Annotated in this window: 12 protein-coding genes; 8 read left to right on the top strand and 4 right to left on the bottom strand. The window is 33.9% G+C overall.

Annotation, left to right across the window (positions count from 1 at the left end; genetic code table 11):
* The first annotated feature begins 20 nt into the window (after positions 1–20).
* Positions 21–3,752, top strand: a complete 3,732-nt coding sequence (locus RLT85_RS10915; RefSeq protein ID WP_311402078.1) for a metallophosphoesterase — start codon at positions 21–23, stop codon at positions 3,750–3,752.
* Between the two features lie 92 nt (positions 3,753–3,844).
* On the opposite strand, the gene RLT85_RS10920 is transcribed toward RLT85_RS10915, so the two are convergent.
* From RLT85_RS10920 to dnaN, 4 genes are all read right to left on the bottom strand, one after another.
* Entirely contained in the window at positions 3,845–4,801 is a 957-nt protein-coding gene (locus RLT85_RS10920; RefSeq protein ID WP_311402079.1) for a mechanosensitive ion channel family protein, read from the bottom strand.
* Positions 4,802–5,293 (bottom strand): Dps family protein, encoded by a 492-nt coding sequence (locus RLT85_RS10925; protein WP_311402080.1) that lies wholly within the window; start codon positions 5,291–5,293, stop codon positions 4,802–4,804.
* Between the two features lie 105 nt (positions 5,294–5,398).
* Positions 5,399–5,701 (bottom strand): phosphoribosylpyrophosphate synthetase, encoded by a 303-nt coding sequence (locus RLT85_RS10930; RefSeq protein ID WP_311402081.1) that lies wholly within the window; start codon positions 5,699–5,701, stop codon positions 5,399–5,401.
* A 171-nt stretch (positions 5,702–5,872) separates the two neighbouring features.
* Positions 5,873–6,991: a DNA polymerase III subunit beta gene (dnaN, locus tag RLT85_RS10935; protein WP_311402082.1), complete on the bottom strand. Its 1,119-nt coding sequence runs from the start codon at positions 6,989–6,991 to the stop codon at positions 5,873–5,875.
* 201 nt (positions 6,992–7,192) lie between these two features.
* Between dnaN and pyrR the strand changes: the two genes are divergently transcribed.
* The 7 genes from pyrR to ppk1 all read left to right on the top strand — a co-directional run bounded on the left by pyrR (position 7,193) and on the right by ppk1 (position 13,371).
* Positions 7,193–7,732, top strand: coding sequence for a bifunctional pyr operon transcriptional regulator/uracil phosphoribosyltransferase PyrR (gene pyrR / locus RLT85_RS10940; RefSeq protein WP_311402083.1), 540 nt, complete (start codon positions 7,193–7,195; stop codon positions 7,730–7,732).
* A 7-nt stretch (positions 7,733–7,739) separates the two neighbouring features.
* Positions 7,740–8,666 (top strand): aspartate carbamoyltransferase catalytic subunit, encoded by a 927-nt coding sequence (locus RLT85_RS10945; RefSeq protein WP_311402084.1) that lies wholly within the window; start codon positions 7,740–7,742, stop codon positions 8,664–8,666.
* A gap of 2 nt (positions 8,667–8,668) precedes the next feature.
* The gene (locus RLT85_RS10950; protein WP_311402085.1) at positions 8,669–9,007 is read left to right on the top strand and encodes a ribonuclease Z; all 339 of its coding nucleotides are present in this window, start codon (positions 8,669–8,671) and stop codon (positions 9,005–9,007) included.
* Between the two features lie 19 nt (positions 9,008–9,026).
* Positions 9,027–9,935: a ribonuclease Z gene (locus RLT85_RS10955; RefSeq protein ID WP_311402146.1), complete on the top strand. Its 909-nt coding sequence runs from the start codon at positions 9,027–9,029 to the stop codon at positions 9,933–9,935.
* A gap of 222 nt (positions 9,936–10,157) precedes the next feature.
* Positions 10,158–10,802 carry a pyridoxamine 5'-phosphate oxidase gene (gene pdxH / locus RLT85_RS10960; protein WP_311402086.1) on the top strand — a complete coding sequence of 215 codons (645 nt, stop codon included), beginning with the start codon at positions 10,158–10,160 and terminating at the stop codon, positions 10,800–10,802.
* A gap of 11 nt (positions 10,803–10,813) precedes the next feature.
* Positions 10,814–11,299 carry a SixA phosphatase family protein gene (locus RLT85_RS10965; RefSeq protein ID WP_311402087.1) on the top strand — a complete coding sequence of 162 codons (486 nt, stop codon included), beginning with the start codon at positions 10,814–10,816 and terminating at the stop codon, positions 11,297–11,299.
* Complete coding sequence (gene ppk1, locus RLT85_RS10970) at positions 11,299–13,371, top strand: polyphosphate kinase 1 (RefSeq protein ID WP_311402088.1); 2,073 nt, start codon at positions 11,299–11,301, stop codon at positions 13,369–13,371. The genes RLT85_RS10965 and ppk1 overlap by 1 nt, the downstream gene beginning before the upstream one ends.
* Positions 13,372–13,380: the final 9 nt, after the last annotated feature.

Below are 13,380 nucleotides of genomic sequence, written 5' to 3' on the forward strand. Positions count from 1 at the left end.
TCGAAGTTGATTTAATATTTATGAGAAAAAATAACATAGTTCTAACAATCATAGCTATTCTAGTGATGTTTAGTTGCGCATCTTTTGATCCAAAATACAAAGATAAAGAGGCACAAAAATCAATCGTTTACCCTAGTCAGAAAGAATTAGAACATCGTTTCTTCTTGTTGGGTGATGCTGGTTACTCACAAGTAGGAGGAACTTCTTTAGGTATTTTAGCATTTAAATCGATGCTAGACTCTATTCAGTCAAAAAACTCAACCACTATATTTCTAGGAGATAATATTTATCCTGCAGGAATGCCTCCGAAGGGTGCACCGCTTAGAACACAATCTGAATATAGAATTGACGCACAATTAGATGCTTTAGAGACTTATGAGGGAAATATTATTTTTATTCCTGGAAATCACGATTGGTATGATGAAGGAATTCATGGGCTCAACGAGCAAAGAGATTATATAGAAAATCGATTAAAAAAAAACAATGTTTGGGCGCCCAATACGGGTTGCGGCTTTGAGGTTAGAGAACTTTCAGAAGAGCTTACGCTAATTATTATAGACTCCCAGTGGTTTCTAGAAAATTGGGATAACAATCCCACAATTAATGACAATTGTTCAGAAATTAAAACTCGGGAAGCGATGTTGCTAGAGTTGGATAGTGAATTAAAAAAGAACGAAAATAAGAATGTTGTAGTGGCTTTACACCATCCGCTAATTACTAACGGGATACATGGAGGAAATTATCATTTTAATAAACACTTGTATCCTTCACAAAATAAAATTCCCTTACCTATTTTGGGGTCGTTAGCAACCTTAATTAGGACTACAGGAGGGGTTTCTATTCAAGATGCACAAAATGAACGGTATAAAAATATGGTAGACCGTATATCTACGGCAGCTTCGGGTTACGAAAATGTAATGTTTGTATCTGGTCATGAGCACAATTTGCAATACAATGTAGAAGATAACATACATCAAATTGTATCTGGTTCTGGTTCTAAAGAGTCCTACGCTAGTCTAAGAAACAATGGTGTTTTTGCTTTTCCAGGGCAAGGTTTTGCTATTTACGATGTTTTTAAAGATGGTTCTACCTGGGTGAAATTCTATAGAAGTATAGATAACGAACCTGTTTTAATGTTTCAGCAAGAAGTGTTTGAGGCTAAGAAAAAATTTGACTTTATTCCTTTAATTTCTGAAAAAGTAGAGTCCCCATTCATTCAAACTTCTATCTACGAGCAAGAAGAAGCAGAAAAAGGGGTTGTATATAAAAGCATTTTTGGAAATCAATATAGAAATCTTTACGGAAAAAAAATAAAAGCTCCTGTAGCTTATTTAGACACTTTATATGGTGGGATGAAAGTAATACGTGCAGGAGGAGGTCATCAAACAAGGTCACTTCGACTAAAAGATAAACAAGGCAGAGATTACAATTTGAGAGCGCTTAGAAAAAGTGCTTTGAAATTATTACAAACGGTAGCATTTAAAGATAAACATGTAAGTGAAGATTTTGAAAATACTTTAGCTGAAAAAGCTATTCAAGATTTTTATACGGCGGCACATCCTTATGCTTTTATGGTTGTACCAGATTTATCTGAAGCGATTGATATTTACCACACCAATCCCAAAATTTTCTACGTTCCAAAGCAAGAAGCGCTTAAGGAGTATAATGAAAATTACGGAGATGAATTATATATGCTCGTAGAAAGACCCGAAGGAGGTTGGATGGATTCAGATAAATTTGGAAGACCAAATGAAGATATTGAAAGCACCTCTGGTTTATTTGAACGTTTACGCAGAGATGAAGAATATCATTTGGATGAGGCGACTTACATTAGAGCAAGAATATTTGATATGTTAATTGGAGATTGGGATAGACACCAAGATCAATGGCGTTGGTCTGAGTTTAGAGACGAAGAAGGAAACAAAACTTTTAAGCCAATTCCGCGAGATAGAGATCAAGTTTTTTCCAATTTTGACGGTGCTTTTTTTGCCACGCTTAGAGGATTAACTGGTTTTGGGAATCAATTTAGTACCTACGGAGAAAATATTTCAGATATCGCTTGGTTCAATTCATCTGTAGTAGGATTGGATAGAGCATTACTTCAAAATTTGGGAAAAGAAGAATGGTTGAATCAAGCAAAGTATATTCAAGATCGTATCACAGATGACGTCATAGAAACTGCATTTTCTAAACTTCCTCAAGAAATTCAAACTGAAGAAACCACAGAGAAATTAAAGAAAGAATTAAAGGGTAGAAGGGGAAATATAGTAGACATTGCAGAGGAATATTATAATTATTTTGCAAAATTAGCGATTGTGACTGCAACAGATAAAGATGATTTTATTGATATTACTCGATTGGAAGACGGAAGTACAAATATCTCTATTTATAGAAATATTCAAGGTGATCGTAAATATGTGGTAAGTTATAAAACATACTTAAAGGAGGAAACAAACGATATCTGGATTTATGGTTTAGATGATGATGATGTTTTTAGTGTAGTGGGGGAATCGAATCATTATATCCCTATCAAAATTATTGGAGGACAAAATAACGATATTTTCAAAATTGAAAACGGTAAGGGAATTACCGTTTACGATCATAAGTCTAAACCAAATACCTTAGATGAGATAGGAAATGCCAAATTAAGACTTACTGATAAGTATTCAGTAAATATTTATAATAAGGATAAAAGAATCTATAGTTCTACTGCCTTACAGCCTGGACTTGCTTACAATCCAGATGATGGATTTCAAATTGGTGCAAACGCCGTTCTCACAAATAATCGTTTTAAACGAAACCCTTTTACTTCACAACACGAAATTGAAGCGACATATTATACCGCTTACAATGGATTTAAAATAAATTATGATGCTCAGTTTGCGAACGTTTTAGGTGATTTTAACTTTGCTATTGGAGCTCACTATACCAATAATAAGTATTCTACTAACTTTTTTGGTTTTGGTAATGAAACCACCAATTTTGCTGAAAATGGTTTTTCTCATGATTATAATCGCGTAGAAATAAATAGAATGGGAGTTGAAGCAGGGTTAAAACAAGCAACGCCTTTTGGTAGTTATTTTGAATATATGCTTTCTTTTGAAACTGTAAAGTTAGGAGATGTGGAAAATAGGTATATCTCTAATTGGGGCACTGCGGACGGAAATGAATTTTTTGAAAGAAAATATTACGTAGGCGCTCATGCTACCTATAAATATGAAAGTTACGATGATGAGATAAATCCTACACGAGGTATGGATTTTGAGCTTACATTTGGCGGAAACCTTAATACGACAGAGTTAGGGAATTCTTATGCTTACTTAAAACCGCATTTAGAATTTTACAATTCTATATCTAGAAATAGAAAATGGGTAATTAATTCTCACGTAGATTCTCAAATCAATATTGGTAATGGTTATGAGTTTTATCAAGCAGCTCAATTAGGTGGAGAAACTGGGTTGAGAGGTTACCGCAATGAAAGATTTTCTGGACAAAGATCGTTTTCTACTGGAGCAGATTTACGCTATAGTTTTAATCAATTTAGAACCCGATTTCTTCCTATTCAAATTGGTCTTTTTGCAGGAGGAGACTTGGGTAGAATTTGGCAATCAGAAGATGGAAGTGACAAATGGCATAGCGATTATGGAGGAGGTATTTTCATTAATAGTGCGCAATCTATCAATGGAAAATTCAGTATGTTTAATGGCGAAGATGGGTGGCGTTTTAGCTTCGGTTTAGGGTTTACATTTTAAAGTGTAATTAGATAGTAAGATAAAAAAATCCGCTTTTAAAAAAGCGGATTTTTTTATCTCAAATCTCAAATCTCAAATCTCAAATCTCAAATCTAATTTTCATTAGATGAAGAATTTTCTGAATTAGAATTAATCTGAATGGTTTCAGATCTAAACTTATTTTTTCCAAAGTCAAGTGTTCTAATTGGGAAAGGAATATTAATATCGTGTTCTTTAAAAGCTTTCCAAATCGCTAAAATGGCTTTATGTTTAGCAAATAGAACATCTCTTTGTTTGCTTACATCTGTCCAAAATCGTACTACAAAATTTATAGAACTTCCACCAAATTCGGTGTAAGCAAATTCTACTTTTTCGCCTTCGCTTTGTTCAAAAGCATCTTGTATCACTTTAACAGCAATTTCTTCAACTTCGTTTAAATCGCATTCATACCCCACTCCACACCCTAGCATGACTCGGGATCGAGCCGTATTAGAGAAGTTTTTAAATGGACTATCTACAATCTTGACATTGGGAATGACGACTAGGTTATTATCAGATTGTTTAATAACAACATTGCGTAGATTTACTTCTTGTACTTCTCCGGCAAAATCGTTGCTCTCTATCCAATCACCTACTTCTAGCTCTGGTCTAAAACTCAAAATTACCCCAGAGAAAGTGTTATGAAGCGTACCTTGTAAAGCTAGACCTAGGGCAAGACCTATAACCCCAGCACCTGCTAAAACAGACGTCAAAACTTTATTTAAATCTAAAACACCCAGCGCTATAAAGAAACCAATAGCGATGATGATAATTTTCACAAAACTACCTGTAATATTTAGAATAGAGGCACTAACATTTCGCTTCCTCATAAGTTTGTTAACAAACTTCACTACGAGTTTGGCAATGAATACAAAAAGTATCATCACCACAATGGCTAAAATAAAATTAGGCAGATTGAGTATAATTTTATTTACCCAACCTGCCATTTTATCCCAAATCCCAGATACGGAATCGGTAATATTGAAGACTTCTTCTTTTTTATCCTGAATAAAACTTAAAAATCTAATCATCTATATTTTTGAGTGGGTTTCCTTAGTCTTCATTAACCAAGCATCTAGCATCCAGCTTGTCTTCTCTAACTCTCTAATGTAAGCACCAATTAAATCGATGGTACCTTCATCACCACCTTCATCAGCTACTTCTACAACCTTACTCATTTGAGAAAGTAATTTTCCGTGGTCTTCTAAAAGCTCTTTCACCATCTGCTTATCAGATTTTTCTGAAGGTGACTCTTGCAAGTTAGACAGTTTTAAATACTCAGAATAATTGCTGTTAGGTTGGTATCTTAAAGTTAAAATACGTTCTGCGATCTCATCAATTTTAAGCATTGCATCATCGTACATCTCTTCAAATTTTTCGTGCAAATAGAAAAAACTCTCTCCTACAATATTCCAGTGGTAATTTCTTAATTTCTGATAATATAAATGATAATCTGCCAACAGTACGTTGAGTTGCTCTACCGTTTTAATCGTCGATTTTTTATCTAAATTTAAATACTTCATAGCTTTAATTTATAATTTTTTGTTTTGTGATTCGAAAATACAATAGTTAAAAGATTTAAAAGTCAAATAAACTGGCTTTAATAAAATTTTAACCTGAATTAAACTCTACTTAATTTTTAATTTTTTTAGAATCTCTTTAGATATTTGGCTAGCTTCTGCGCCATAGACATCAGTAAGTAAACCTTTTTTATTGTTAGAGGTGGTAATGGCATATAAAATAGAATTATCTCCTGGATTACTCATTCCTTCAAAACGAAGTACTTTATCAACTTCAAATTCTTTTGCCGTATATTTTTCTTTATCTTTTTTATTTTCTAAATGCTCATCTACAAGGTTAAAATCGATGGTATATCCTTCCTCTAATTTTAATTTATTAATAGCTTGAGATAATGTCCCGTAATCTTTCATAATTTAAAGTTTAATTTATTTGTTAATTTAGTAGTAAACCACCTCAAAATCAACTTTTACTTTGGGTTTAATATAAATTTAACGCCTTAAAAAATTGAAATAAAGAAACCCGACAAAATTTGCCGGGTTTAGAGTGGTTAACGGTTATAATTGGTTAGTTAGTTGCTGTTTTTAGCTGTTAAGCATCACAGGCATGACAAGCATAGTGACTTTTTCACCTTCATCGAGGCCGTCTTTTGGCGTTAAAATACCTGCTCTATTAGGAAGACTCATTTCTAGTTGAACTTCGTTTGCATTTAGGTTATTTAGCATTTCAGTTAAGAAACGCGAGTTGAAACCAATTTGCATATCGTCTCCTTGATAGTCACAAGTTAAACGCTCTTCTGCTTTATTGTTGTAATCAATATCTTCCGCAGAAATATTTAATTCCGCGCCAGCGATCTTTAATTTTACTTGGTGAGTTGTTTTATTAGAGAAAATAGAAACCCTTCTCACTGAACTTAAAAACTGACTTCTATCTATCGTTAATTTATTAGGATTCTCCTTAGGGATTACCGCTTCGTAATTAGGATATTTACCATCAATCAATCGACAAACCAATTGGGTTTCATCAAAAGAAAATTTGGCGTTAGAGTCGTTGTATTCAATCAAAACATCACTATCGCTTCCAGATAAAATCGCCTTTAATAAAGTTAAAGGTTTTTTAGGCATAATATATTCTGCCGTTTGGGTAGCGGTAACATCTTCTCTGGTATATTTTACCAGTTTGTGCGCATCTGTAGCAACAAAAGTTAAGCCTTCTGTAGAGAATTGAAAAAATACTCCGCTCATCACAGGTCTTAAATCATCGTTTCCAGAAGCAAAAATGGTTTTGCTAATCGCTGTAGATAAAACTTCTGCAGGAATAATGGTTTGACTAGGATCTTCCAATTCTACCGCATTAGGAAATTCTTCCCCATCGGCGTATGCTAAAGCGTATTTACCGTGACTAGAACTTAATTCTAAAGTTCCGTTTTCTTCGATAATAAAGGTAAGAGGCTGCTCTGGAAATGTTTTTAGAGTGTCTAGAAGTAATTTCGCAGGAACAGCTATTTTTCCATTAGAGTCGGAATCTACTTCCAATACGGCAGACATAGTCGTTTCTAAGTCTGAAGCAGATACTTTAAGTTGGTTCTCATTTAATTCAAACAAAAAGTTATCTAAAATTGGTAACGTATTGCTGTTATTGATAACTCCTCCTAAAATCTGAAGTTGTTTTAGTAAATATGAACTTGATACTATAAATTTCATGTGAATGCAATTGAAAATTTAATATCTACAAATATATTTTAATAACTGAACAAATGCCATAATGCTTCCTATTTTTATTAACATAGATACCCACAATTGTTGTATAACTTTTAGAATTGTAAAATTGCCACTATATATTGAGCATATAGAACAATATTTTTAGTTACTTTTGTTAATCAAAATACCGAATTTCTTTCTTACATGAGTCAAAAACTTTTACTTAACGCCAAAGAGATAGAAATTATCTTACATCGACTGTCTTGTCAGTTGTTAGAAAAACATTCAGATTTTTCTGAAACCGTTTTAGTGGGAATTCAACCCAGAGGAACTTTTTTGGCTAACAGAATTCAAAAAATTTTAAAGGAAGATTACGCTTTGCCAGAAGTGAAAACAGGAAAACTGGACATTACATTTTATAGAGACGATTTTAGAAGACTAGGTAAAACTTTAGAAGCTAACAAAACAAAAATAGATTTTTTGGTTGAAGATAAGAATGTTGTGTTTATAGATGACGTTCTCTTTACAGGGCGTAGCATACGTGCCGCTTTAACCGCTATACAATCCTTTGGGAGACCTAAAGAGATAGAACTGTTAACGCTTATAGATAGAAGGTTTAGCAGGCATTTGCCTATACAGCCCGATTATAATGGGAGGCGAGTAGATGCCATTAACGATGAGAAAGTGTTGGTAAATTGGGTAGAAAACGCAAATGAAGACAGTGTTTATCTTGTAAAAAAATAACGCATTTATGAGTGAATTAAGTGTAGACCACTTATTGGGAATTAAATATCTTAAAGCAGAAGATATAGAACTTATTTTTAAGACTGCAGATCATTTTAAAGAAGTGATCAACCGTCCCATAAAAAAGGTTCCTTCGCTTAGGGACATAACTATTGCCAATCTCTTTTTTGAAAACAGTACCCGCACCAGACTTTCATTTGAGTTGGCAGAAAAGCGTCTTAGTGCTGATATTGTGAACTTCTCTGCCGCTTCTTCTTCCGTAAAGAAAGGAGAAACGCTTATTGATACGGTGAACAATATCTTGTCTATGAAAGTGGATATGGTAGTGATGAGACACCCCAATCCCGGTGCTGCGGTATTTTTATCTCAACATGTAGATGCAAAAATTATTAATGCGGGAGATGGCGCGCACGAGCATCCCACGCAAGCTTTGTTAGATTCTTATTCTATCAAGGAAAAGTTGGGAAATGTTAAAGGAAAAAAGGTGGTGATTGTTGGTGATATTTTACACAGTAGAGTAGCTTTAAGTAATATTTTTGCCCTACAAATGCAAGGCGCGAAAGTAAAAGTATGCGGTCCAAAAACTTTAATTCCCAAACATATTGAAGAATTAGGAGTAGAGGTAGAGACCAATCTTATAAAAGCTTTAGAATGGTGCGATGTAGCCAATATGTTACGGGTACAAAACGAGCGTATGGATATGACTTACTTCCCCAGCACACGAGAATATACGCAGCAATATGGAGTCAATAAAAAAATATTAGATCAATTAGGAAAAGAAATTGTGATTATGCATCCTGGTCCTATTAATAGAGGAGTAGAAATAACCAGTGATGTGGCAGATTCTAAACACGCCATTATATTAGATCAAGTTCAAAATGGAGTCGCCGTAAGAATGGCCGTAATTTATCTCTTGGCTTCAAAAATTAAATAAGCATGAAAATAGTAGAAAAAGACTTTTATACCGTTGTAGAAGATGAAAAAGATGATATTAAAAAGTTTGCTTCTTATTTAAAAGGAGCAGGAAATAAAGATATTGCAGATAAAAATTTGGTGGTTGATATTTTAAAATATAAACAATTAGATTTATCAGATTTATTAGCCTTTTTACCGATCTCTAACCAACATCGTTCGCAAAAAAAATCTTTTGTTTTGGTAAGTGAAACTTTAATGATAGATGATGTTCCGCCAGAGTTGATGGTGGTGCCTACCCTGCTAGAAGCAAAAGATGTTATTCAAATGGAAGAGATAGAGCGCGATTTAGATGCGTTTTAAGTTTTAAAACCTATTGATGATGCAATTAACGATTCTCGGCTGCTACGCTGCTACTCCGCGTACCTATAACCACACAACTTCGCAGGTATTAAACATCGCTAATCATATGTTTTTAATAGATTGCGGAGAGGGAACACAAATGCAGTTGAGAAGACAAAAAGTAAAGTTTTCTCGCATCAAACATGTGTTTATTTCTCATCTTCACGGGGATCATTTTTTTGGCCTTATCGGACTTGTTTCTACGTTCAATTTATTGGGAAGAGAAACCGATTTGCACATTTATGGTCCTAAAGGAATTAAAGAAATCATCACCTTACAACTGAAGATGTCGAAATCGTGGACTGGTTACGGCTTGTATTTTCACGAATTAAGCAGTAATTCTCCAGAACTTATTTTTGAAAACGACAAAGTAACGGTAGAAACCATTCCTTTAGATCATCGCGTGTATACCAACGGTTATTTATTTAAAGAGAAAGAAGGAGACCGCAAATTGCTGATGAATGAAGTGCTTAATTATGATATTGACAAAGCCTATTACAGAAGTATTAAAAAAGGAAAAGATGTTACTTTAGAAGATGGAACGCTAGTTAAAAACGAATTACTAACCAGTGCGCCACCACCTATAAAAAGTTATGCTTTTTGTAGTGATACCGCTTATTTACCTTCAATTACCAATCAAATAAAGGGAGTTACGGCTTTATACCATGAGTCGACATTTTTAGAATCGCACGAACATTTATGTAAGCCTACCAAGCATTCTACCGCTAAACAAGCAGCGCTAATCGCCAAAGAAGCGGAAGCCAAACAACTCATTTTAGGACATTATTCTACCCGTTACGATGATCTTCAATTGTTTAAAGAAGAAGCAGAAACTTATTTTATAAATGTAACTTTGGCAGAAGACGGAAAAAGATTTTCTTTTGATTAATAGGATTGACTAGAAAAACCTTCTGATTTTTTGCTGAAATTGATTTTACACAGAGTGATTAGACATAGTTTAAATTTAAACACTTCTGTTTATCAGCTAGTTAAAAACAAGTCTTGTTTCTTGGTTCCAGCAGTATTGGGTCTGTTTACGTCTCAACCTTATAAATTGATTAAACTTTATACATTCATTTTTTCCCTAAGCTAGATTCTTGTAAATTGCAATATGGAAAAAGACTTGCAAAATTATCGTAAATCTTACGAGAAATCAGAATTAAACTCAGGTCAGCTTCAAGCTGATCCTCTTATTCTTTTTAAAGAGTGGTTTACAGAAGTAGAGAAAGCACAATTGGTAGAAGAGGTAAATGCTATGAGTTTAAGTACGGTTGGGGAAGATGGTTTCCCTAAAACGCGTATTGTACTGCTTAAGAAATTCTCTGAAGATGGATTTATTTTTTACACCAACTACAAAAGTGAAAAAGGCTTAGCTATAGAAAAGCATCCCAAAGTATGCTTATCCTTCTTTTGGCCAGCAGCAGAGCGGCAAGTCATCATTAAAGGAACGGTAGGGAAAGTTTCTAGTGAAGAGTCTGATGCTTATTTTTCTTCTCGACCAAGAGGAAGTCAGATGGGGGCAATGGTCTCGCCGCAAAGTAATCCCATTCCAGATCGCGAATTTTTGGAAAAGAAATTAGAAGAACTTCAACAAGAAGATGGCGATTTTAAACGCCCAGAAACTTGGGGAGGATACCTTGTGAAACCTCAGGAAATGGAGTTTTGGCAGGGAAGAGCTAATAGATTACACGACAGGTTTGTTTATCAGCGAGAAGATTCAAACCAAGATTGGAAGATTCTTCGTTTAGCACCATAATCTTATAATATATGAAAACACTTATTTTAGTAAGACACGGAAAATCCTCCTGGAAAGAGGATTTACCAGATCACGAACGTCCTCTTAAAAAAAGAGCGTTTAATGATGCAGATTTGGTAATTAAGGCCTTTAAGCTTCAGAATAATTATGAACCTTGCGTATTTTCTAGTAGCGCCGTAAGAGCACTTACCACAGCCAAATTATTTAAAGAAGCTTTAAAAATTGAAGACGATAAATTTTCAGTAAAAAAAGAATTGTACACTTTTGAGGAAGGTGAGCTATTAAATTTTGTAAGAAATGCAGATGATTCAATTCAAAATTTAATGCTTTTCGGGCATAATCCTGCGATGACGAATCTTACAAATCAGTTAGGGGATGATATGATTAATAATTTGCCTACCACAGGTTTAGTGGTTTTGCAATTTGAAATAGATTCTTGGAAAGATATAAATAGCGGAAAAACATTAGTAAAACTTTTCCCGAAGATGTTTAGGTAATGCTAGAGAAAAATAGGTATAACAATAGAGAAATCAGCTGGTTGCAATTTAATGCACGCGTATTGCAAGAAGCATCAGATGAAACGGTGCCATTAATTGAGCGCTTGCGATTTCTCGGAATATTTTCTAACAATTTAGATGAATTTTTTAAAGTGCGTTATGCTACCGTAAAACGAATTGCCCAAGCAGGAAAAGGAGCAAAAAAAGCCCTTGGCGGAATTACAGCCAGCAAGCTCTTAAAACAAATTACCCAAATTGTTATCGATCAGCAATCGCAGAGTTTAGATATTTTGAGTAATATTCAGAATGAATTGCGAGAGCATGATATTTTTATTATCCGTGAAAACGAAGTAACAGAGCATCAAGCTCAATTTTTAAAAGATTATTTTCATAAAAAAGTAAGTCCGGCCTTAGTGACTTACTTATTGAATGATTTAGAAGAAATTCCGCGATTAAAAGATAGTTCTGCGTATTTAGCTATAAAAATGATTTTAAATACGCCGCACAATGCTAAGGTAGATGAAAAACAATATATTCTTATAGAAATACCAAGAGGTATAGATCGATTTGTGGAAGTCCCTTCAGACGATGGGAAAGATTATATCATTATTCTAGACGACCTTATTCGGTATAATTTACAGAGCATCTTCAATATTTTTGATTATAAAAGTATTTCTGCGCATATGATTAAAATCACTAGAGATGCTGAGTTGGATATGGCAGGTGATTTAAGTAAAAGTTACATAGAAAAACTCTTATCTAGTGTAAAAGACCGTATTGAAGGCCAACCTGTAAGATTTGTCTACGACAAAAATATAGAACACGATACCTTACATTTTTTACTTTCAAAAATGGGTATTGATGATTCTGACAGTATTATTCCTGGTGGGCGTTATCATAATCGTAGAGATTATATGAAATTTCCAAGTTTGGGAGCTAAAAATTTACTGTATAAAAAGTACAGCGCACTTCCAGTAAAAGGCTTGAGTATGCAAGGGAGTTTACTCCAAAAAATTAACGAAAAAGATTATTTACAATATACGCCGTACCATACCTTTTCTTATACCATTAGATTTTTAAGGGAGTCAGCTTTAGATCCTAAAGTTCAAACGATTAAAATTACAATTTATCGTCTAGCGGAAATATCACATATCGCTAGTTCATTAATCAATGCGGTTAAAAATGGGAAGAGCGTTACCGTTTCTATAGAGTTAAGAGCGCGTTTTGATGAAGCCAATAATATTCGTTATGCAGAGCAAATGCAGCAAGAAGGTGTAAAACTCATTTTTGGAGTTCCTGGTTTAAAAGTACATTGCAAAGCTTGTGTGATTGAGCGATTGGAAGATAAAAAACTCAAAAAATACGGTTTCATCAGTACAGGTAACTTTAATGAAAATACAGCCAAAGTATATACAGATTATACTTTATTTACCGCAAATGCTTCCATTTTAAAGGAAGTAAATAAAGTGTTTGAATTCTTTGAGACGAATTATAAAGTCAACAAATATAAACACCTCATAGTTTCACCTCATTATTCTAGATCCAGTTTTGAAAGTTTAATCAATACTGAAATCAAGAACGCAAAACAAAATTTACCTAGCGGAATTCAACTAAAATTAAACAGCCTTTCCGATTATAAATTGATAGATAAACTTTACCAAGCCAGCAGAGCAGGAGTAAAGATAAAATTAATAGTAAGAGGAATTTGTTGCTTGATCCCAGGAGTAGAGGGAATGAGTGAAAATATTGAAGCCATTAGCATCATCGATAAATACTTAGAGCATCCTAGACTTTTTATTTTTGAAAATGCGGGAGATCGAAAAATTTATATTTCTTCGGCAGATTGGATGACGAGAAATGTGGACTATAGAGTAGAAATCTCTTGTCCAATTTATCAGCAAGATATACAAGAAGAATTGGTAAAAACCTTTGAGATTTGTTGGGATGATAACGTAAAAGCAAGATATTTTTCTCACGAATCAGAAAATACATACGTAAAAAACAATCTACCCAAATTGAGAAGTCAATTTGCTACCTATGATTATTATTTAGAAAATTTAGCCAAACAATAAAAGCCAAAA

The organism is Mesonia ostreae (assembly GCF_031845265.1).
GTDB classification, from domain to species: Bacteria; Bacteroidota; Bacteroidia; order Flavobacteriales; family Flavobacteriaceae; genus Mesonia; species Mesonia ostreae.

What these genes read in the sequence shown, in the direction of transcription:
- RLT85_RS10930 (WP_311402081.1), bottom strand. Translation starts at nt 5,701, where the DNA reads ATGAAAGATTACGGGACATTATCTCAAGCTATTAATAAATTAAAATTA.
- RLT85_RS10925 (WP_311402080.1), bottom strand. Translation starts at nt 5,293, where the DNA reads ATGAAGTATTTAAATTTAGATAAAAAATCGACGATTAAAACGGTAGAG.
- RLT85_RS10950 (WP_311402085.1), top strand. Translation starts at nt 8,669, where the DNA reads ATGAAAATAGTAGAAAAAGACTTTTATACCGTTGTAGAAGATGAAAAA.
- RLT85_RS10920 (WP_311402079.1), bottom strand. Translation starts at nt 4,801, where the DNA reads ATGATTAGATTTTTAAGTTTTATTCAGGATAAAAAAGAAGAAGTCTTC.
- RLT85_RS10965 (WP_311402087.1), top strand. Translation starts at nt 10,814, where the DNA reads ATGAAAACACTTATTTTAGTAAGACACGGAAAATCCTCCTGGAAAGAG.
- dnaN (WP_311402082.1), bottom strand. Translation starts at nt 6,991, where the DNA reads ATGAAATTTATAGTATCAAGTTCATATTTACTAAAACAACTTCAGATT.
- ppk1 (WP_311402088.1), top strand. Translation starts at nt 11,299, where the DNA reads ATGCTAGAGAAAAATAGGTATAACAATAGAGAAATCAGCTGGTTGCAA.
- pyrR (WP_311402083.1), top strand. Translation starts at nt 7,193, where the DNA reads ATGAGTCAAAAACTTTTACTTAACGCCAAAGAGATAGAAATTATCTTA.
- RLT85_RS10945 (WP_311402084.1), top strand. Translation starts at nt 7,740, where the DNA reads ATGAGTGAATTAAGTGTAGACCACTTATTGGGAATTAAATATCTTAAA.
- RLT85_RS10955 (WP_311402146.1), top strand. Translation starts at nt 9,027, where the DNA reads ATGCAATTAACGATTCTCGGCTGCTACGCTGCTACTCCGCGTACCTAT.
- RLT85_RS10915 (WP_311402078.1), top strand. Translation starts at nt 21, where the DNA reads ATGAGAAAAAATAACATAGTTCTAACAATCATAGCTATTCTAGTGATG.
- pdxH (WP_311402086.1), top strand. Translation starts at nt 10,158, where the DNA reads ATGGAAAAAGACTTGCAAAATTATCGTAAATCTTACGAGAAATCAGAA.